Genomic DNA, 19,076 nt, shown 5'->3' on the forward strand with positions numbered 1-19,076 from the left:
GCGCAGTTCGACGAACTGCGCGGCCGGCGGCGTTCCCGGACGTTCTCAGACGCCCTCCTGTCGGTGCGCCCCCGCCCGGGCGGCCGCCTCGGCGGCGGCCGCGGCGCGGTCGGCGGCGGCCTCGTCGAGCGGCTCGGCGGTGGTGAGCATCCGGTAGTAGAGCGGCGCGGAGACGGCCCGGACCACCTCGAACGCGTCGGTGTCCGGCGGGAGTTCGCCGCGTTCGACGGCCTCGGTGACGCACGGCGCCCACTCCTCGACCCGGCGCAGGTAGAAGCGCCGGAGCGCCTCGGCGGCGCCCGGGTCGCAGGTGGCGGCCACGATCACCGCGCGGAACAGCGCCCCCTGCCGGGGGTCGGCCAGCGTGCGCTGGACCAGCCGGGCGTTGGCCCGCAGGTCCTCGGCGAGGGAGCCGCTGCGGGTGCGCGGCAGTGACTGCTCGGCCATGTCCGCGAGCAGGTCGGCGACCAGCGCGCTGGTGGTGCCCCAGCGCCGGTAGACGGTGGTCCGGCCTACCTCGGCCCGCTGGGCGACGTCGCCGAGGTCGAGCCCGCTGAAGCCGTGCTCGACCAGGGCGTCCTCGGCGGCCCGCAGGACGGCGGCGCGGACCCGGGCGGTGCGGCCGCCGGGGCGCCGCGTCCCGGGCGTGGGGGTCTCCGGGGCGTCCGGGGCGTCCGGGGTCTCTGGAGCGTCCGGGGTGTCCGGCGCGGAGGGCTCGGCAGTCATTAACGGGATTCCTGTTCCATTAGGTCGATGCGGCCTGCTAGGGTCGAACCATCCTAACGGAATGGGAGTCCCGTTAAGGGCTTCGAGGGGAGAACTGCCATGGAAACCAGCACGACAACCAGCACGACAACCGCCATGGAATACCGCCGACTCGGCTCGTCCGGCCTCAAGGTCCCCGCGCTCAGCCTCGGCACCGGCACCTTCGGCGGCCGTGGACCGTTGTTCGGCGCCTGGGGCACCACCGACGTCCAGGAGGCCCGCCGCCTGCTCGACATCGCCATCGACGCCGGAGTCACCCTCTTCGACACCGCCGACGTCTACTCCGACGGCGCCTCCGAAGAGGTCCTCGGCCAGGCCATCCGCGGCCGCCGCGACCAGGTGCTCGTCTCCACCAAGGCCGGCCTGCCGACCGGCGACGGCCCGCAGGACGCCGGCACCTCCCGGGCCCGCCTCACCAGGGCCGTGGACGATGCGCTGCGCCGCCTCGACACCGACTACCTCGACCTCTTCCAGCTGCACGCCTACGACGCCGGCACCCCGATCGAGGAGGTGCTGGCCACCCTCGACGACCTCGTCCGGGCCGGCAAGATCCGCTACACCGGCGTCTCCAACTTCTCCGGCTGGCAGCTGATGAAGTCCCTCGCCGTCGCCGAGCGCTACGGCCGCCCCCGCTACGCCGCCCACCAGGTCTACTACTCGCTGGTCGGCCGCGACTACGAGTGGGAGCTGATGCCGCTCGCCCAGGAGGAGGGCGTCGGCGCCCTGGTGTGGAGCCCGCTCGGCTGGGGCCGCCTCACCGGCCGGATCCGGCGCGGCCGGCCGCTCCCGGCCGACAGCCGGCTGCACGACACCGCCGACTACGGCCCGCCGGTCGAGGACGAACTGCTGTACCGGGTGGTCGACGCGCTCGACGGGATCGCCGCCGAGACGGGCCGCACCGTCCCGCAGATCGCCATCAACTGGCTGCTGCGCCGCCCGACCGTGTCCTCGGTCATCATCGGCGCCCGCAACGAGGAGCAGCTGCGGCAGAACCTCGGCGCGGTCGGCTGGTCGCTGACCGACGAGCAGGTCGCCCGGCTGGACGCGGCCAGCGCCCGCACCGCGCCGTACCCGTACTTCCCCTACCGCCGGCAGGAGGCCTTCGCCCGCCTCAACCCGCCGCTCGTGGGCTGAACCGGGTAATCCGCTTGCCGTGCCGCCCGGCCTGCGGCAAGGTCCGCACCATGTCCGAACTGCACGAACCCGAACCGCACGAGCCCGAACTGCGCCGGCTCGGCTCCGACGACTGGGCGCTCTGGCGCGAGCTGCGCCTGGCCGCGCTGACCGAGGCGCCGTACGCCTTCGGCTCCACCCTGGCGGACTGGCAGGGCGCCGGCGACCACGAGGCCCGCTGGCGCTCCCGCCTGGAGATCCCCGGCGCCCTCGACCTGGTCGCGGTGCTGGACGGCCGCCCGGTCGCGATGGCCAGTGGCGTCCCGGCCGACGAGGGCGGGGCGGCCGCCGAGCTGATCTCCCTGTGGGTCGGCCCGGCGGCGCGCGGCCGGGGCGTGGGGGACCGGCTGATCGGCGCGATCGCCCGCTGGGCCGCCGAGCAGGGGTTCACCACCCTCAAGCTGGCGGTGAACCCCGACAACGGCGCGGCCATCGCCCTCTACCGCCGCAACGGCTTCGCCGAGACCGACGAGCCCGGCGACCTGATGGCCGACGGCGTGCGGCGCGAACTGATCCTGGCGAGGAAGCCCTAGGTTCGCGCCGCGGCCTTCGAACGGGCGTGGGCCGGAAGGCCGTTGGCGAGGTCTTCGACCATCAGGCGCCAGGCGATGGCGGTCGCCGCGGTGCGCAGCTGGGGGCTGCGCGGGCGGCCGGCGTCGGCGTCCAGCCGGGCGTTGAGCCAGTCCGACCAGGCCTGGGCGAGGACGCGGACCTCCTGGGAGCCGGCCTCGGTGGGGGAGAGCCGGTCGCCGTCGCGGGTGAGGTAGCCCTCGGCGGCCATCCGGTCGAAGACCGGCTCCAGGACCTCGGGCGGCACCCGCTTGCGGGCGGCGATGAGGTCCAGGGAGGCCTGGCCGACGGCCTTGGTGTGGCCGGCGACCTCCATCAGCGCCCAGGCCCCGGCCAGGTCGACCCGGGTGTCGGCGTCGTCGACGATCGAGCGGACGGTGTCGAGGTCCACGCCGCGCACGAGCTTGCCGACGGCGTACTCCAGGTGCGGGTCGGAGTCGCTGGTGGTCGGCTGGGCGAAGCCCTCGCCCATGTCGGTGGAGCCGGCCCGGGCGGTGTCCCGCAGCTGCACCTGCTTGAGGAAGAGCGCGACCACGAACCCGACCAGGGCGACCGGCACCGTCCACAGGAACACGGTGTGCAGGGCGTCGGAGTAGGCCTGGATGATCGGGGCCGCCTGCGTGGCGGGCAGCCGGTGCAGGCCCTGCGGGCTCTCGGCGGCCCGGGTGAGCAGTGCCGGGTCCGCGCCGGTGAGGTGGGTCGAGGAGGCCACGCCCCGGGCGAGTTCGGTCTTGAGGCTGTTGGCATAGATGGTGCCGAACACGGCGGTGCCGAAGGAGCTGCCGATGGTGCGGAAGAAGGTCACCCCGGAGGTGGCGGTGCCGAGGTCCGCGTAGTCGACGGTGTTCTGCACGGCGATGGTGAGCACCTGCATGCTCAGCCCGATGCCGACGCCGAGCACGAACATGTAGAGGGAGGCGAGCGCGGTGCCCGTGCCGGGTTCGAGCCGGGAGAGCAGGTAGAGGCCGACGGCCATCACCAGGGTGCCGACGATCGGGAACACCCGGTACCGGCCGGTCTTGCTGACGGCGTTGCCGCTGGCGATCGAGGCGAGCAGCAGCCCGATCACCATCGGCAGCGTCCGCACGCCGGAGACGGTCGCCGAGTCGCCGTCGACGTACTGCAGGAAGGTCGGCAGGAAGGTCAGCGCGCCGAGCATCGCGAAGCCGACGATGAAGCTGAGTACCGAGCAGACCGCGAACACCGGGTTCCGGAACAGCCGCATCGGCAGCATCGGTTCGACGGCCCTGCTCTCCACCCAGCAGAACAGCCCGAGGGCGACGGCGCCGCCGGCGAACAGGGCGATGATCACCCCGGAGCCCCAGGCGTACTCGTTGCCGCCCCAACTGGTCGCCAGGATCAGGGCGCTGGCGCCGATCGCGACGAGTGCGATCCCCAGGTAGTCGATCACCGGGCGCACCGCCGAGCGCACCGAGGGGATGGTCCGGGCGGCCGCGATCACCACCAGGATCGCGATCGGCACGTTGACGTAGAACGCCCAGCGCCAGGACAGGTGGTCGGTGAACAGCCCGCCCAGCAGCGGCCCGATCACCGTCGCCACGCCGAACACCGCGCCGATCGCGCCCTGGTACTTGCCGCGCTCGCGCAGCGGGATGACGTCGGCGATCAGTGCCATGGCCGTCACCATCAGGCCGCCCGCGCCGATGCCCTGGAGCGCCCGCCAGGCGATCAGCAGCGTCATGTTGGTCGCCAGGCCGCAGAGGAACGAGCCGGTGATGAAGACGACCGCCGAGACCTGGAAGAGCAGCTTGCGCCCGTACAGGTCGCCGAACTTGCCGGCCAGCACGGTGGCCACCGTCTCGGCCAGCAGGTAGGCCGTCACCACCCACGACATGTGCGCGGCCCCGCCGAGGTCCGCGACGATGGTGGGCAGCGCGGTGCCGACGATGGTCTGGTCGAGCGCGGCCAGCAGCATGCCGAGCACGATGGTGCCGAAGACGACGTTGCGCTGCCGGACGTCCAGCACCGGCGGGGCGGTCGGCGGGGTTTCGGTGGCGGCGTTCATGTCCTCAGCCTCCGGGGCGCCGGGGGAGGCCGCGATCGGGTTCGGCCGTCCGGGTGAGCGGCGGCGCGGGCGGCGCAGCCCGGCTGGCGGCTCCGGGGCCGCGCCGTCCACGATGGCCGTTCGGAGGGGGGCACGCGTGGCGGGCGGGCACAGCCGGACCGGGAAGCCGGACGACGGCCGGCCGCCGGGCGCGAAGCCAGACGACCGCCGGACGCCCGGAAGGTGCTCCCATGACGGCCCAACCCCCGTGCAGCACCCCGGAACAGCGGCCCGGCGCCTCCGCCGCGAGCCGGCGGGCCGAGGCGCGGCGCTGGCGGGCGCTGACGGTCTGCCTGGTCGCGGGGTTCATGACGCTGCTGGACGTCAGCATCGTCAACGTCGCCCTGCCGACCGTGCGGGCCGGGCTGCACATGTCCGACAGCGGCCTGCAGTGGGTGCTCAGCGGCTACGCGCTCGCCTTCGGCCTGGTGCTGGTCCCGTCCGGGAGGCTCGGCGACGCCCGCAGCCGCCGGGCCGTCTTCCTCACCGGGCTCGCCCTGTTCACCGCGGCCAGCGCGCTGGCCGGGGCGGCGCAGAACCAGGAGTGGCTGGTGCTGGCCCGGCTGTTCCAGGGCGCGGCCGGCGGGGTGCTGGTGCCGCAGGTCTCCGGCTTCATCCAGGTCCTGTTCCAGGGCGCCGAGCGCGGCCGGGCCTTCGGCGCGCTCGGCGCCACCATCGGTCTGTCCACCGCCGTCGGCCCGCTGCTGGGCGGCCTGCTGATCCACCTGTTCGGCCCGCAGAACGGCTGGCGCTGGGTGTTCCTGGTCAACCTGCCGATCGGCGTGGCCGCCCTGCCCATCGCCTACCGGCTGCTCCCGCCGCCCCCGCCGGCGGCCTCGCGGGCCGGGCACCGGGACTTCGACCCGGTCGGGGTGCTGCTGCTCGGTGCCGGGACGGTCGCGCTGCTGCTGCCGTTCGTCCAGGCGCAGCAGTGGCACGGCTCGACGCGCTGGTTGCTGCTGCCGCTGGCGGCGGTGCTGCTGGGGGCCTTCGTGGGCTGGGAGCGGTACTACGCGCGGGGCCGGGAGCCGCTGGTGAGCATGGCGCTGTTCGCGGTGCGCCCGTACGCGGCGGGGGTGGCGCTGTCGCTGGTGTACTTCGCCGGGTTCACCGCGATCTTCTTCATCTTCACGCTCTACCTCCAAGCGGGCCTGCACTACTCGGCGCTGACGGCGGGCCTGGCGATCACGCCGTTCGCGCTGGGCTCGGGCGTGTCCGCGGCGATCGGTGGACGGCTGGTGCACCGGCTGGGCCGCCGGTTGGTGCTGCTCGGCCTGGTGCTGGTCCTGGCCGGCCTGCTGGCCTCGGCCCTGGCGGTGCAGCTGTGGACGGGGTCGGCGATCGGCTGGGCGACGGTGCTGCCGCTGCTGGTCGCCGGGGTGGGCAGCGGGCTGGTGATCGCGCCGAACCAGACCCTGACCCTCCAGCAGGTGCCGATCGCCCGGGCGGGCAGCGCCGGCGGCGTCATGCAGACCGCCCAGCGGGTCGGCTCGGCGGTCGGCATCGCCATCGTCGGTTCGGTCTTCTTCGCCCACGCCCAGGGCCCGCGCCCGGACTGGGCGCTGGCCTTCCAACTGGGCGTGACGGTCGCGGCGGGCCTGGTCCTGGCGGCGCTGCTGGTGGCTCTGGCGGATGTGGCGGCAGGCCGCCGCGACGGGTGAGCAGCGTTTCCGGCGCCGCCGCCGGACGGCGGGTCAGTGGTCGCGGCGCTGGACGGCGACCGCGGCGACCACCACCGAGGCGAGCGCCCAGAGCGCGAACGTGGCCCAGGATCCGGCGACGGTGGCCGGGTGCGCGGAGGGCAGCGAGTGGGTCAGGTCGACCTGGGCCAGCCGGCGCCAGGCCTGGAGCGGCATGGCGTGCAGGAGGTCGGCCGACCAGCGGTAGCGCTCGTTGAAGAACGCCGGCAGGAAGAACAGCACCAGGACGGTGCCCACCACGGCTCCGGCGGTGTGCCGGATCAGCGCGCCGAGGGCGAATCCGGCGAGGGCGCAGACCGGGGCGAACAGGGCGGCGGCCGCGACGAAGCGCAGCGCGGTCGGGTCGGTGGCGGACACGCCGATGTGGGTGTCGGCGAGGACCGCCTGGCAGGCGCCGAAGGAGACGCCCGCGGTGACGGCGCCGTAGCCGAGCATGACCGCGGTCAGTACGCAGGCCTTGGCGGCGATCACGGCCCGGCGGTCCGGGACGGCCACCAGCGTGGTGCGGATCAGCCCGCTCGCGTACTCGCCGACCAGGACGAGCGCGCCGACGCTGCCCGCGACGATCATCACGACGTCGGCGGCGATCATGGTGAAGGAGTTGCCGAGCGCGACCTGCAGCATGGTCGCCGGATCGCCGTCGCCGACGGTGTAGTGGTCGTAGGTGTACCGGGCCGCCTTGAGGTTGGCGGCGATGATGAACAGGGCGCTCAGGCCCAGCACCCAGACGGTCGAACGCAGGGACCAGAACTTGATCCACTCGGCGGCGAGCAGGTCGCCGAAGCGGGCGCGTGGCCGGGGAAGGGGGCGGGGGGTGGTGGTCGCGGTGCTCATCGGGGCTCTCCGGCCAGGTAGTCGACGCTGTCGGCGGTCAGTTCCATGAACGCCTCCTCCAGGGAGGCGGTGCGGGTGGTCAGGGCGTGCAGCAACAGGCGCTGCTCCAGGGCGAGTTCGCCGATCCGGGTGGCGTCCAGGCCGGTCACGGCGAGCGCGCCGTCCGGGCCCGGGCGGACGGTGGCGCCCGCCGCGGTCAACACGGCCGCCAGCCGGTCGGGTTCGGCCGCCCGGACGGTGACGCCGGTGCGGCCGGCCCGGGCGGAGAACTCCGCCAGGCTCTCGTCGGCGATCAGCCGGCCCCGGCCGATCACCACCAGGCGGTCGGCGGTGTGCTCCATCTCGGCCATCAGGTGGCTGGAGACGAAGACCGTCCGCCCTTCGGCTGCGAGGCGGCGGAACAGGCCGCGCACCCACAGCACGCCCTCCGGGTCGAGGCCGTTGAGCGGCTCGTCGAAGAGGAGGACGGGCGGGTCGCCGAGCAGCGCGCCGGCGATGCCCAGGCGCTGCTTCATCCCCAGCGAGTAACCGCGGATCCGGCGCCCGGCGGCCTTGGTGAGCCCGACCTCGTGCAGCACCTCCTCGACCCGCGCGGCCGGGATCGCGTTGGCGCGGGCCAGCGCCCGCAGCTGGGCCGCGCCGCTGCGCCCGCCGTGGACGTCGCCCGCGTCGAGCAGGGCGCCGACGTCGCGCAGGCCGCGCGGCCGAGACCGGAACGGGCGGCCGTCGATGGTGGCGGTGCCGCCGGTCGGGTCGTTGAGGCCGAGGATCAGCCGCAGGGTGGTGGACTTGCCCGCGCCGTTGGGGCCCAGGAAGCCGGTCACATGGCCGGGCCGGACGGTGAAGGTGAGGCGTTCGACGGCGGTGGTGCGGCCGTAGCGCTTGGTCAGCTCGGTGACTTCGATCATGGGCTCAACGGTGCCGGGCGGGGCCGGGCCGCCGCATCGGACCGGCGCTGACACCGCGCGCCCCGGCTGTCACCCCCGGTCGTACAACCACGGTCCGATGACGGCGCCTCGGGCCGCCGATACGATCTTCGTATGCTTGCGACGCCCTCTCCGCCCCTGTTCCGGCGCGTTCCGCCCGAGGTCTGGGTCGGACTCGCCTGGTGCGTGGCCGCCGCCTATCCCGCCGTCCTGCTCGGCGGCAACGCCCGGTACCACGGCGGGGCCGCCGCCCACGGCGGCCTGTCCTTCACCCTGGCCACCACGGTGGTGGCCTTCGCCGGTGCCGCGCTGGTGCGCCGCCTTCCGGTGCTCGCGGTCGCCCTGCTGTTCGTCGCCGCCTTCACGGAGACCGACGGCTGGGCCGCCGACACCCAGGTGCCGCCGGCCTCCCTGCTGGCCGTGGACGTCGCGCTCTGCCTGATCACCGCCACCCGGCCGCGCCGCAGCTCGCGGGCCGCGTTCGCGCTGGTGATGAGCCTGCTCGTGCTGCACATCGGCCTGGTGCACGGCAACACCGTCGGCATCTTCACCGGCACCCACATCGGCTCCGCCGATGGCGCCGCGCTGCTCGCCCTGGTCGCCTGGCTGATCGGCCGCTCGATGCGGCAGAACCGCGAGCACGCCCAGGCGTTGAGCACCCGGGCGGCCACCGAGGCCGTCACCGCCGAACGGCTGCGGATCGCCCGCGAGATGCACGACACCGTCGCCCACACCATCGGCATCGTCGCCCTCCAGGCCGGCGCCGCCCGCCGGGTCATCGACACCCGCCCCGAACGGGCCAAGCAGGCGCTCGGCGAGATCGAGAACGCCGGCCGGGACACCCTGGCCGGGCTGCGCCGGATGCTCGTCGCGCTGCGCCAGGCCGACGGCGAGACGTCGGCGACCACCCCCCAGGGCCTGGCCGATCTCGACCGGCTGGCCGCCGCGACCACGGCCGCCGGCGTCCGGGTCGAGGTCCGGCGGCGGGGTGAACAGGGCCCGCTGCCACCGGAGATCGACCTCTCGGCGTTCCGCGTCATCCAGGAGTCCGTCACCAACGTGGTGCGGCACGCGGACACCCGCTCCTGCGAGGTCCTGGTCGACCGCCGCACGGCGGGCGAGGTGGCCGTGGAGATCACCGACCGGGGCACGGGCACCGGCACCGACCCGGGCCGGGGCACCGGCTTCGGCCTGGCCGGGCTGCGCGAGCGGGTCGGCCTGCTGGACGGCGAGTTCGAGGCCGGTCCGCGCCCCGAGGGCGGCTTCCGGGTCGCCGTCCGACTGCCGATCCCCGTGGAGGTGAATGCATGACCCGCGTCCTGCTGGTCGACGACCAGCCGCTGGTCCGGGCCGCGCTGGAGATGGTCATCACCGAGACCGCCGACGTCGAGGTGGTCGGCGAGGCCGGCACCGGCGCCGAGGCCGTCCGGCTGGCCGGTGAACTGCGGCCCGACGTCGTCGTGATGGACCTGCGGATGCCCGGCATGGACGGCATCGAGGCGACCCGCCTGATCACCGGCGGCGGTGGGCCGACCAGGGTCGTCGTGCTCACCACCTTCGACGACGACGACCACGTGTACGCGGCGCTGCGCGCCGGGGCGTCCGGCTTCCTGGTCAAGGACATGGCGCTGGACGACATCCTCGCCGCCGTCCGGGTGGTGGCCGCCGGGGACGCCCTGATCGCACCGAGCGTCACCCGCCGGCTGATCTCCTCCTTCGCGGACCAGCGGCCGGCCCCGGGCCCGGCGGCCGCCGCGTCACCGGCCGTTGCACCGGCGCCGGTCGCCGGGCCGACAGCGGCCGCCCGGCGGCTGGGCGCGATCACCGACCGGGAGCGGGAGATCCTCACCCTGGTCGGCCGGGGCCTGTCCAACACCGAGATCGCCGCCGAACTGGTCCTCAGCATCGCCACCGTGAAGACCTACATGACCCGGCTGCTGGCCAAGCTCGACGCCCGCGACCGGGTCCACCTCGTCATCCTGGCCTACGAGGCGGGCCTGGTCGCCGTCCCCGGCTGACGTCGGCGGGCTCAGCGCTTGATCGCCACGCCCGCGTACATCGCGATGTCCTGGTCGCGGATCGGCGCGGCCCCGGCGTCCGGGCGCCAGTGGTGGACCAGGGTGACGCCGGGGTCGAGGAGGTCGTAGCCGTCGAAGAAGGCCGCGGTCTCCTTCTGGTCGCGGATCTGCAGCGGGATGCCGCGCGCGTTGTACTCCCGGCCGACGCCGCCCACGCCCACCGGGTCGGTGTCCCCGGTGAACACGGTCAGGGCGAGGAAGCTGCCGGGCGCCAGGGCGTCCATGAAGCGGCGCACGATGCCCTGCGGGTCGTCCTCGTCGAGCACGAAGTGGACGATGGCGATCAGCGACAGCGCCACCGGCTGGGAGAAGTCGAGGACCTCGCGCAGCCGGGGGTTCTGGATGATCGACTCCGGGTCGCGGAAGTCGGCGTCCACGTAACAGGTGCGGCCCTGCGACGTGCTGGACATCAGGGCCCGCGCGTGGGTGAGCACGATCGGGTCGTTGTCGACGTAGGCGACCCGCGCGTCCGGGGCGATCGACTGGGCGATCTCGTGGACGTTGGGCGAGGTGGGGATGCCGGTGCCGATGTCCAGGAACTGCCGGACGCCGTACTCCTCGGTGAGGTGGCGGACGGCGCGCTGCATGAAGTCGCGGGTGGTGCGCATGGAGATCGGCAGCGACGGCCAGGCCTGCACCGAGGCGTGCGCGGCGACGCGGTCCGCCTCGAAGTTGGTCTTGCCGCCGATGAGGTAGTCGTAGACCCGCGCCGAGTGCGGTACGTCCATCCGCAGATCCACCGACGGGTACTCCTCCTGCGGACCGCGCCCTGCCCGGACCTCGTTCGACATGCTCGTCCTCCCGTTGCTGGGGTTCCGTCACCGGCCGCCCTGGTGGCGGGCCTTGGTGCGCATGGTAACGGTGTTCCGGGACGACAAGATGACCATCTCTTGGGGTTAAGGCCCCCTTAAGGGCGCATCCTAGGGCTGGGCCGCCGGGCTGCCGGTGGCGGTGGAGCCGCTCTGCCCCGGGAGGAGCGGGTGGTGTCCGTACGATCGACCGGCGGCGGCCAGTTCGAGCGCGGCGCCGGTCCAGGCGGCACCGAACGCCCAGGTCGAGAACCACTCGCACAGGTACAGCGGCCGGACGGCCCAGTCCGTGCCGACGCCGGCCACCCCGGCGACGACGGCGAGCAGCAGGAGCACCAGGATCAGCACCCCGGCCGCCAGGTAGGCCCGGCTGACCCAGGACGGCTGGGTGGAGCGCGGGTTGCGGAAGGAGTACACGCAGAACATCGCCAGCACGAAGAGCAGCAGTCCGGCGAAGGCGTAGTGCAGCAGGCCGACCGCGCTCTGGAACGAGGTCGCGCCCTGCGGCGCGGTCGGGCACAGGGCGACCCCGAGCGCGAACACGCCGGCGGCGGTGCTCCAGCGGTCGTCCCGGCGGTCGAAGCGGTAGCAGATCAGGAACACCCCGAGCGCGCACAGGCCGCCCACGAAGAGGTTCCGGGTGCTGGTGTAGTACGAGCCGCTCATCGAGGCCGGCCAGAATCCCGCCGTGCTCTGGCCCCTGAGCTCGGCGAACAGCCAGTTCCCCAGGGGGAGTGCGAGCGGCAGCAGGATGCCGATCAGTCCGACGCCGAGTCGTAGGAAGGTGATGGTCCGTTCGTCCTGGTTGGTGCCTCCCCGGGCGACGACCGCGTCGCGCTCCGGGGCTTCCGCCGTCCGCCGTTCGTGGGTCACGGACGCCTCCTTGCCCTCTGCACTATGAGCAGCTGTCAGCTGGTGTACCCACGGTGCGGCCCCTGTCCACACCACCTGAACGGGCGGTTTGAAGACGGACCCCAGCGGCGTGACGGGGGTCAGCCGGTGGGGCTGGCGGACCTGGCGATGAGGGAGTTGAGCAGGGCCGCGCCGCGCTCGGCGTCGTCGACGCTCACGGCGAACTCGCGCCCGCGCCGGGTGCGGACCACCAGGCAGACGCCGCGGCGCAGCATCACGGTGGTGCCGAGGCCGTTGACGCGGTAGCCCCAGCCGCCGGCCTGGGCGGGGGTGCGCAGCTCGGCGCGGGCCGAGTCGAGGTCGGCGGGGGACCAGCGCCGGCTGGGCCAGCCGAACGGGCCGAAGTCGACGGACAGGCCGTCGGCGGTCACCCGGGTCGTGACCGAGGAGCAGCCGAGCGTGATGACGGAGGTGGAGGCGAACGGCACGATCAGCGACCAGTTGAGCGCGATCAGCCCGCTGGCCGGCGCCAGCACGGCGCCCAGGGCGCCCAGGGCGAGGACGGCCGAGGCCAGTTGCAGCCACGCGTTGGCGGCTCGGGAGAGCCAGACCAGGTGCTCGCCCGGCGCGGCCGTCAGCGTCGGCGCCCCGGCCGTCGGGCGCGCCCCGGCGGGGTGGTCGACGTGCGGGCGGACGGCCAGCCAGGTCAGCAGGCCGGCCAGGCCCGCCGCCACGACCAGGACGACCACCTCGAAGCCCATCGGCGCGGCCTCCTGCCAGCGCGCGCGGTCCAGGTTGGCGTGCACGATGGAGGTCTGCGCCCCCGTCAGGAGCACTCCGCCGGCCGCCAGCGCCGCCCCGATGGCACCGCGCGCCGTCCCGGCCCGGAACCGGAGGGTGGCTGCGGCGGCCAGCACCAGCACCAGCCAGACCGCCGCCGGGAACAGCGCGGCCGCCGTCAGTGACATGGAGCCGTCCGGGTCCTGCCCGCCCCAGTGGGTGGCGAGCGGGTCCGGCAGCCGGTGGCGCGCGGCCCACGGCAGCGCGATCAGCAGGGCCAGGACGCCCGCCGACCAGGCCACCGCGCCCCAGAACGCGCCGCGCCCCGCCCCGGGCTCCCGGTGCTCCTTCGCTATGAGCTTCCCGTCCGTCACGACATCCCCCTGATCATGTCCACGAGATCGTTCCTGCTGTAGCCGGCCCGGGCCGCATCGGCAACCAACTGCCGTACCCGCTCGGCCAGTTCGGAGCGCGTGTCGGCGTCCTCGGCGACCGTGACGCCACGGCCCCGGCGGAACTCCAGCACGCCCTCGTCGCGCAGCGTGCGCAGCCCGCGCAGGACGGTGTTGGTGTTCACCCCCAGCGCCCGGGAGAGCTCCCGGGCCGGTGGCAGCCTGTCCCCGGGGGCGCACTCGCCCTCGGCGACGGCCCGCCTGATCGCGCCCGCCACCTGCTCGTGCAGGGGGCGGGCGTCGCCGGTGTCCAGCTTCAGCAACATGGTGCTAATGACGATAGCACCATCCAGATCTCTCGTCGGCCGCCTCGCGTGCCCCGCCACTCCGGTGGAGCGCCCGCCCCCTCGCGCACCCCGGCGCCCCGGCGGAGCATGGACACCGAGGAGGTGGCGGCACGGCGGTGAGCGGACGACTGCGGGTGTTCCTGGGGGCTGCGCCGGGGGTCGGCAAGACGTACGCCATGCTCGCCGAGGGCCGCCGGCTGCGCGACGACGAAGACCTCGACGTCGTCGTCGGACTCGTCGAGACCTACGGCCGCCGGGGCACCGAGCACCAACTCGGGGACCTGCCCGTACTGCCCCGCCGCACCGTCGGCCACCGCGGCACCACCCTCACCGAACTCGACGTCGACGCCCTGCTCGCCCGCCGCCCGCAGCTCGCGCTCGTCGACGAACTCGCCCACACCAACGCCCCCGGCGGCCGCCACCCCAAACGCTGGCAGGACGTCCGGGAACTCCTCGACGCCGGCGTCGACGTGGCCACCACCGTCAACATCCAGCACCTGGAGAGCCTCAACGACGTCGTCGAACAGATCACCGGCGTCGCCCAGCGCGAACGGATCCCCGACGAGGTGGTCCGCGCCGCCGACCGGATCGAACTCGTCGACCTCAGCCCGCAGGCCCTGCGCACCCGGATGGCCCAGGGCGCGATCTACCCGCCCGACCGGATCGACGTCGCCCTCGACCACTACTTCCGGGCCGGCAACCTCGGCGCCCTGCGCGAACTCGCCCTGCTCTGGCTGGCCGACCGGGTCGAGGAGGAACTCGCCGACTACCGCGCCCGGCACGGCATCCGGGCGCCCTGGGAGACCAAGGAACGCATCGTCGTCGCCCTCAACGGGGCCCCGCAGGGCGAGCACCTGATCCGCCGCGGCGCCCGCACCGCCACCCGGGTGCACGGCGACCTGATCGGCGTGCACGTCCGGCCCGACGACGGCGCCACCGTCCACGAGCCGCCCGCCCTCGCCGGCCAGCGCGCCCTGCTGCACGAACTCCACGGCGGCTACATCGAGGTCGACGGCAACGACGCCGCCCGCGCCCTGGTGGACTTCGCCCACGCCGAGAGCGCCACCCAGATCCTGCTCGGCCCGACCAGCCGCAGCCGCCTGCGCGAACTGGTCTCCGGCTCGGTGATCAACCGCGTCATCCGGCTGGCCGGCCCGATCGACGTCCGGGTCGTCCCCCCGCCCCAACCCGGCCTGCTGGCCGTCCCGCCCGCACCCCGGCGCCGCCGCCCGGCCGCCGTCCCGCCGCGCCGCCGGCGCCTGGCCTGGCTGGCCGGCCCGGCCGCAACGGCCGCCCTGGCCTGGGCGCTCTCCCCGCTGCGCGACTCGCTCGCCCTCCCCGGCGCCCTGCTCTGCCTGCTGCTGGTCGTCGCCGCCACCGCCCGGCTCGGCGGCCTGCTGCCCGCCGCCGCCAGCACCGCCGCCGGGGCGCTCGCCGCCGACTACTTCTTCACCGCGCCCTGGCACAGCCTCGCCGTCACCCGCGGCGCCGACCTCGCCGCGCTGCTGCTCTTCCTCGCCGTCGCCGGGATCATCGCCCACCTCATCGACGGCCTCACCCGCCGCTCCCAGCAGGCCGACCGGGCCCGCGCCGAAGCGGCGGTGCTGGCCCGGCTGGCCGGCGCGGCGGTCGAATCCGGCGCCCGCGCAGTGCCCGACCTGGTCGCCGACCTGCGCCAGGTGCTCGGCCTGGAGGGCGCCGTCGTCCTGGTCCGCACCGGCCGGCTCTGGCGCCCCACCGCCGCCTCCGGCACCGCCCTCCCGCAGCGCCCCGAAGAGGCCTCGCTCGCCGTCGACCTCGGCCCGGACGCCGTCCTGGCCCTGCGCGGACCGGCGCTCACCGAGCAGGACACCCGACTGCTCGGCCCCTACGTCACCCAGCTGCGACTGGCCCGGGAACGCGAACGGCTGGCCGCCCAGGCCGCCGCCGCCGAGACCCTCGCCCACACCGACGCCCTGCACACCGCACTGCTGGAGGCCGTCGGACAGGACCTGCGCGCCCCGCTCGCCGCGCTGCGCCGCGAGGCCGCCGACCTGCCGGGGCCGCCGGGGCGGCGGATCGCCGCCGAGGTACGGCGGATGGAACGCCTGGTCGCCGACCTGCTGGACCTCGACCGGCTGCGGGCCGGCGAGCAACCGGTGCTGCTGCGCCCCACGGCGCTGGCCCCGGTGCTCGCCGCCGCGCTGGCCGCCCTGCCCGCCCTGCCCGCCGAACAGCGCGACGTGCGCCTCGCGCTCCCGGACGGCCTGCCGCCCGTGCTCGCCGACGCCGGGCTGCTGGAACGCGCCCTCGCCGACGTCCTGGCGGGGGCCGGCAGGCCCGCCCTGGTGGACGCGGGCGCGGTGGCCGGGCGGATCCACCTCCGGGTGAGGGCCCCTGGCCCGGCCGTCGACGGTGCCGGCCTCACCGTGGCGCGGGGCTTCGTCGAGGCGATGAACGGCGAGCTCACCGTCGAACCGTCCCCCGCCGGCGGCACCGCCTACATCCTCGACCTCGCCCGCGCCCCGGCCTGACGCCACGGCTGATCGCCCGCGATCCGGCATCCGGGGCACCGCGCCGCCGCGCGGCTCCCGGCTTCCGCCGCGTTCCGGCTCCCGGCTTCCTGGCTCCGCCGAACGGGTGAAACCAGGTGTCGGCGGGAGGCAGGCGGGCGGTCGGCGTATGGAGCGCGTTGGGAAGGCGGCCCGGGGCGTCAGGAAGGCGTCAAGGACGGGCGGCGGGCGGCCGGCGCGGCGGTTGGGTGGAGGACGACACACCAGGTGACACACCGGGCGAGACGCCGGGCGACACGCCGGGTACCGGAACGACGACGCGAGGACGGACCATGCACGGCAACGGGCGGCACCAGGGCAGCGGCACCGGCAGGGTGGTGGTCGGGGTCAGCGGATCGCTCGGCAGCCTCGCCGCCCTGCACCGCGGCGTGGCGGAAGCCCGCAGCCGTGGCGCCGAAATCGTCCCGGTACTCGCCTGGGAGCCGCCCGGCGGCGAACTCGGCTACCGCCGCTCGCCGTGCCCGCCGCTGCTCGCGGCGGTGCGGGAGGCGGCCGAACAGCGGCTGCGGGACGCCCTCGACGCGGCGTTCGGCGGCGCCGACCCCGGCGTGCCGCTGCGCCCGCTGGTGATCAGGGGCGAGACCGGGCCCGCCCTCGTCCAGGCCGCCGACCGGCCGGACGACCTGCTGGTTCTCGGCCAGAGCGGCGGTCTGCTGCGGCGTCGGTTGCGGCGCTCGGTCACGGCGCACTGCGCGCGCGAGGCGGGCTGCCCGGTGCTGACCGTCCCGGTGCCCGAGCTGCTGCACGACCTGGAGGCGCTGCACCGGCGCACCCGGTGGCACCTGCCGGTCGGCCCGGCGCCCGAACTCGTCGTCGCGAAGGGGTAGGGCGTGCGGATGTACGCGGCCCGGCCGGGCGGGCGGCGCTACCACCCGGTCCTGGAGCGGCTCTCCGCCCCGACCTCGGGCACGGTGGCCCTGCTCGCCGGCGGCGTCCTGGCGATGGGCCTCGGCGGGCTCGGCGAACTGCACTCCGGTGGGCTCGCCTACGTCGCCTACCTCGGCCTGTGCGCGATCCTCGGCGGCTTTTCCCGGCCCCGGGCGGCGCCGCTGATCGGACTGGCGGCCTGGCTGTGCTGCAACGCCTTCGCCGAGCACCGGCACGGCGAACTGGGCTGGGCCGGGCCTTGGCCGGAGGGCTCGCACTTCGCGATGTTCACCGCCACCGCCCTGCTGGTGGCCCTGCCCACCACCCTGCCGCGCCGGACGGTCCGGGTGGCGCGGCTGCGCCTCGACCAACTCGGGTGAAACCCCGCAGACGGTCCCTCACCGGCCTTCGGGCCGGCGGGCGGACCACGCCGAGACCAGGGCTCCGGCCGGTACTCCGGAGCCCTCGGCAACCGGTGGAAAACAGGTAGGAGGCGCGCGGCGCCGTGGCGGCGGAGCGGTCGCCGTTCGGACAGCGGGCCCGCCGAGCCAGGCGGGCACCGCCGCGACCGCACCACGGCCCGCGCCGCGCGTCGTCCGTCCAGTCCGGAAGCCCGGAAGCCCGGAAGCCCGGAAGCCCGGAAGCCCGGCAACCCTGCGCCCAGGCCGCCTGCTCGCCGCCCCCGGGCCGCCCGCCGAGGGCGGCGTTACGCTGAGACGACCAGATCGGTCCTCGCGGCCCCCGCTGCGCACTCAAGGGGGTGGGGCCAGTGCCGGCGTCCCCGACCAGCCCCCCGACCGGCGGTCCGAGCGACCGTCCGACGGGTTCCGGTGCGGGCGAGAAGGGCCTGAAGAGCGGCGCCCTGGGCCTGCTGTCCTCGGTGTGCATCGGTCTCGCCTCCACCGCCCCCGCCTACAGCCTGGCCGCGACCCTCGGCATCGTCGTGGTCGGGGTCGGCCTCCAGGCGCCCGTCGTCACCGTCCTGGCGTTCATCCCGATGCTGCTGATCGCCTACGCCTACAAGGAGCTCAACGCCGCCGACCCGGACTGCGGCACCACCTTCACCTGGGCCGCCCGGGCGTTCGGCCCGCGCACCGGCTGGATGGGCGGCTGGGGCATCGTCGTCGCCGACGTCATCGTGATGGCCAACCTGGCGCAGATCGCCGGGGTGTACGGCTTCCGGCTGGTCGGCCTGGACTCGCTCGCGGGCAGCCGGGTGTGGACGACCAGCGCCGGGGTGCTGTGGATCGTCCTGATGACCGCGATCTGCTACGTCGGCATCGAGCTGTCCGCCACCCTCCAGCGCCGGCTGCTGGCCGTCGAGGTGGTGATGCTGGTCGCCTTCTCGCTCACCGCGCTCGTCAAGGCGTACGGCTCCGCCGCGCCCCCGACGGCCATCCCCGTCGACGCGTCCTGGTTCAACCCGTTCAACGTGCCCTCGACCTCGGCGTTCACCGCCGGCATGCTGGCCGCGGTCTTCATCTACTGGGGCTGGGACACTGCCGTGTCCGTCAACGAGGAGACCGCCGACTCCGCGCGCACCCCCGGCCGCGCGGCCGTCATCTCCACCGTGCTGCTGCTCCTCATCTACGTCCTGGTCGCGACCTCGGCGCAGTCCTTCGCCGGGGTCGGCACGGACGGCATCGGGCTCGGCAACCCGGCGCACTCGGGGGACGTGCTGTCCGGCCTGGGTGACGCGGTGTTCGGCACCACCGGGATCGGCGCGGTGCTCAGCCGGCTGCTGATCCTGATGGTGCTGACCTCGGCCGCCGCCTCCACCCAGACGACGATCCTGCCCACCGCCCGCACCACCTTCTCGATGGCCACCCACCGGGCCATCCCGACCGGCTTCGCCCGGGTGCACCCGCGCCACCGGACCCCGACCTGGTCGACGGTCGCCATGGGCCTGGCGTCGATCGCCTTCTACGTCCTGCTCACCGCGATCAGCGGCAACGTGCTGGCCGACTCGATCGCCTCGGTCGGCCTCGGCATCGCCTTCTACTACGGCCTGACCGGCTTCGCCTGCGTCTGGTACTACCGCCGGGTCCTCACCCGCAGCGTCCGGGACTTCGTCTTCAAGGGCGTGCTGCCGCTGGCCGGCGGCCTGATGCTGCTGTACTTCTTCGCCTACGGCGCCTTCGACGTCTACGCCGACCCGGACTACGGTGCCACCTCGATCGACCTGCCGGGCATCGGCCGGGTCGGCGGGGTGACGGTGATCGGGCTGGGCGCGCTGCTGCTCGGCGCGGTGCTGATGCTGGTGCAGCGGCTGGTGCAGGGGTCCTGGTTCCGCCACCCGGACGTCCCGGTGAGCGCCGCCGACCCGGCCTCCGCGCCCTGAGTCCAGAACCGGCCGGTTCTGACGT

General features: G+C 74.8%; 17 protein-coding genes. 9 read left to right on the forward strand and 8 right to left on the reverse strand.

Features of this window, described 5'->3' with window-relative positions; all coding sequences use genetic code 11:
* Window positions 1-45 precede the first annotated feature (45 nt).
* Window positions 46-726, reverse strand: a complete 681-nt coding sequence (locus ACFWPT_RS13370) for a TetR/AcrR family transcriptional regulator (protein WP_380481741.1) — start codon at window positions 724-726, stop codon at window positions 46-48.
* A 135-nt stretch (window positions 727-861) separates the two neighbouring features.
* Here ACFWPT_RS13370 and ACFWPT_RS13375 point away from each other — a divergent pair, with 135 nt between their 5' ends.
* Complete coding sequence (locus tag ACFWPT_RS13375; RefSeq protein WP_380370123.1) at window positions 862-1,899, forward strand: aldo/keto reductase; 1,038 nt, start codon at window positions 862-864, stop codon at window positions 1,897-1,899.
* A gap of 50 nt (window positions 1,900-1,949) precedes the next feature.
* On the forward strand, window positions 1,950-2,471 hold the full coding sequence (locus ACFWPT_RS13380; RefSeq protein WP_380481743.1) for a GNAT family N-acetyltransferase: 522 nt from the start codon (window positions 1,950-1,952) through the stop codon (window positions 2,469-2,471).
* Here the strand turns inward: ACFWPT_RS13380 and ACFWPT_RS13385 are convergent.
* Window positions 2,468-4,534, reverse strand: a complete 2,067-nt coding sequence (locus tag ACFWPT_RS13385) for an MDR family MFS transporter (protein WP_380481745.1) — start codon at window positions 4,532-4,534, stop codon at window positions 2,468-2,470. The two genes, ACFWPT_RS13380 and ACFWPT_RS13385, sit on opposite strands and share 4 nt — an antisense overlap.
* Before the next feature lie 230 nt (window positions 4,535-4,764).
* Here ACFWPT_RS13385 and ACFWPT_RS13390 point away from each other — a divergent pair, with 230 nt between their 5' ends.
* On the forward strand, window positions 4,765-6,234 hold the full coding sequence (locus ACFWPT_RS13390; protein WP_380370115.1) for an MFS transporter: 1,470 nt from the start codon (window positions 4,765-4,767) through the stop codon (window positions 6,232-6,234).
* Window positions 6,235-6,267: 33 nt separating this feature from the next.
* On the opposite strand, the gene ACFWPT_RS13395 is transcribed toward ACFWPT_RS13390, so the two are convergent.
* Entirely contained in the window at window positions 6,268-7,107 is an 840-nt protein-coding gene (locus ACFWPT_RS13395; RefSeq protein WP_380481747.1) for an ABC transporter permease, read from the reverse strand.
* Window positions 7,104-8,015 carry an ABC transporter ATP-binding protein gene (locus ACFWPT_RS13400; protein WP_380370110.1) on the reverse strand — a complete coding sequence of 304 codons (912 nt, stop codon included), beginning with the start codon at window positions 8,013-8,015 and terminating at the stop codon, window positions 7,104-7,106. Before ACFWPT_RS13400 ends, ACFWPT_RS13395 begins: the two co-directional genes overlap by 4 nt.
* 132 nt (window positions 8,016-8,147) lie before the next feature.
* On the opposite strand from ACFWPT_RS13400, the gene ACFWPT_RS13405 reads away from it, so the two are divergent.
* Window positions 8,148-9,344, forward strand: coding sequence for a sensor histidine kinase (locus ACFWPT_RS13405; protein WP_380481749.1), 1,197 nt, complete (start codon window positions 8,148-8,150; stop codon window positions 9,342-9,344).
* Complete coding sequence (locus ACFWPT_RS13410) at window positions 9,341-10,051, forward strand: response regulator (RefSeq protein ID WP_380370105.1); 711 nt, start codon at window positions 9,341-9,343, stop codon at window positions 10,049-10,051. The genes ACFWPT_RS13405 and ACFWPT_RS13410 overlap by 4 nt, the downstream gene beginning before the upstream one ends.
* 11 nt (window positions 10,052-10,062) lie before the next feature.
* Here the strand turns inward: ACFWPT_RS13410 and ACFWPT_RS13415 are convergent, their stop codons facing one another.
* The 4 genes from ACFWPT_RS13415 to ACFWPT_RS13430 form a co-directional block, all read right to left on the reverse strand.
* The gene (locus ACFWPT_RS13415; protein ID WP_363589115.1) at window positions 10,063-10,902 is read right to left on the reverse strand and encodes an SAM-dependent methyltransferase; all 840 of its coding nucleotides are present in this window, start codon (window positions 10,900-10,902) and stop codon (window positions 10,063-10,065) included.
* 129 nt (window positions 10,903-11,031) lie between these two features.
* On the reverse strand, window positions 11,032-11,793 hold the full coding sequence (locus ACFWPT_RS13420) for a hypothetical protein (protein WP_380481751.1): 762 nt from the start codon (window positions 11,791-11,793) through the stop codon (window positions 11,032-11,034).
* A gap of 119 nt (window positions 11,794-11,912) precedes the next feature.
* On the reverse strand, window positions 11,913-12,926 hold the full coding sequence (locus tag ACFWPT_RS13425) for a DUF1648 domain-containing protein (RefSeq protein WP_380481753.1): 1,014 nt from the start codon (window positions 12,924-12,926) through the stop codon (window positions 11,913-11,915).
* The gene (locus ACFWPT_RS13430; protein ID WP_063350510.1) at window positions 12,923-13,270 is read right to left on the reverse strand and encodes a GntR family transcriptional regulator; all 348 of its coding nucleotides are present in this window, start codon (window positions 13,268-13,270) and stop codon (window positions 12,923-12,925) included. Before ACFWPT_RS13430 ends, ACFWPT_RS13425 begins: the two co-directional genes overlap by 4 nt.
* A 137-nt stretch (window positions 13,271-13,407) precedes the next feature.
* Here ACFWPT_RS13430 and ACFWPT_RS13435 point away from each other — a divergent pair, with 137 nt between their 5' ends.
* The 4 genes from ACFWPT_RS13435 (at window position 13,408) to ACFWPT_RS13450 (ending at window position 19,051) form a co-directional block, all read left to right on the forward strand.
* On the forward strand, window positions 13,408-15,804 hold the full coding sequence (locus ACFWPT_RS13435) for a DUF4118 domain-containing protein (protein ID WP_380481755.1): 2,397 nt from the start codon (window positions 13,408-13,410) through the stop codon (window positions 15,802-15,804).
* 311 nt (window positions 15,805-16,115) lie between these two features.
* Complete coding sequence (locus ACFWPT_RS13440; protein WP_380481757.1) at window positions 16,116-16,670, forward strand: universal stress protein; 555 nt, start codon at window positions 16,116-16,118, stop codon at window positions 16,668-16,670.
* Window positions 16,671-16,673: 3 nt separating this feature from the next.
* Window positions 16,674-17,090, forward strand: a complete 417-nt coding sequence (locus tag ACFWPT_RS13445) for a hypothetical protein (RefSeq protein ID WP_380370092.1) — start codon at window positions 16,674-16,676, stop codon at window positions 17,088-17,090.
* Window positions 17,091-17,479: 389 nt separating this feature from the next.
* Window positions 17,480-19,051 (forward strand): APC family permease, encoded by a 1,572-nt coding sequence (locus ACFWPT_RS13450; protein WP_380481760.1) that lies wholly within the window; start codon window positions 17,480-17,482, stop codon window positions 19,049-19,051.
* Window positions 19,052-19,076: the final 25 nt, after the last annotated feature.

This window comes from Kitasatospora sp. NPDC058478, assembly GCF_042720345.1.
Lineage (GTDB): Bacteria > Actinomycetota > Actinomycetes > Streptomycetales > Streptomycetaceae > Kitasatospora.

Excerpts from the sequence above, each read along its gene's own strand:
- ACFWPT_RS13370 (WP_380481741.1), bottom strand. The coding sequence starts at position 726 with ATGACTGCCGAGCCCTCCGCGCCGGACACCCCGGACGCTCCAGAGACC.
- ACFWPT_RS13375 (WP_380370123.1), top strand. The coding sequence starts at position 862 with ATGGAATACCGCCGACTCGGCTCGTCCGGCCTCAAGGTCCCCGCGCTC.
- ACFWPT_RS13380 (WP_380481743.1), top strand. The coding sequence starts at position 1,950 with ATGTCCGAACTGCACGAACCCGAACCGCACGAGCCCGAACTGCGCCGG.
- ACFWPT_RS13385 (WP_380481745.1), bottom strand. The coding sequence starts at position 4,534 with ATGAACGCCGCCACCGAAACCCCGCCGACCGCCCCGCCGGTGCTGGAC.
- ACFWPT_RS13390 (WP_380370115.1), top strand. The coding sequence starts at position 4,765 with ATGACGGCCCAACCCCCGTGCAGCACCCCGGAACAGCGGCCCGGCGCC.
- ACFWPT_RS13395 (WP_380481747.1), bottom strand. The coding sequence starts at position 7,107 with ATGAGCACCGCGACCACCACCCCCCGCCCCCTTCCCCGGCCACGCGCC.
- ACFWPT_RS13400 (WP_380370110.1), bottom strand. The coding sequence starts at position 8,015 with ATGATCGAAGTCACCGAGCTGACCAAGCGCTACGGCCGCACCACCGCC.
- ACFWPT_RS13405 (WP_380481749.1), top strand. The coding sequence starts at position 8,148 with ATGCTTGCGACGCCCTCTCCGCCCCTGTTCCGGCGCGTTCCGCCCGAG.
- ACFWPT_RS13410 (WP_380370105.1), top strand. The coding sequence starts at position 9,341 with ATGACCCGCGTCCTGCTGGTCGACGACCAGCCGCTGGTCCGGGCCGCG.
- ACFWPT_RS13415 (WP_363589115.1), bottom strand. The coding sequence starts at position 10,902 with ATGTCGAACGAGGTCCGGGCAGGGCGCGGTCCGCAGGAGGAGTACCCG.
- ACFWPT_RS13430 (WP_063350510.1), bottom strand. The coding sequence starts at position 13,270 with ATGTTGCTGAAGCTGGACACCGGCGACGCCCGCCCCCTGCACGAGCAG.
- ACFWPT_RS13440 (WP_380481757.1), top strand. The coding sequence starts at position 16,116 with ATGCACGGCAACGGGCGGCACCAGGGCAGCGGCACCGGCAGGGTGGTG.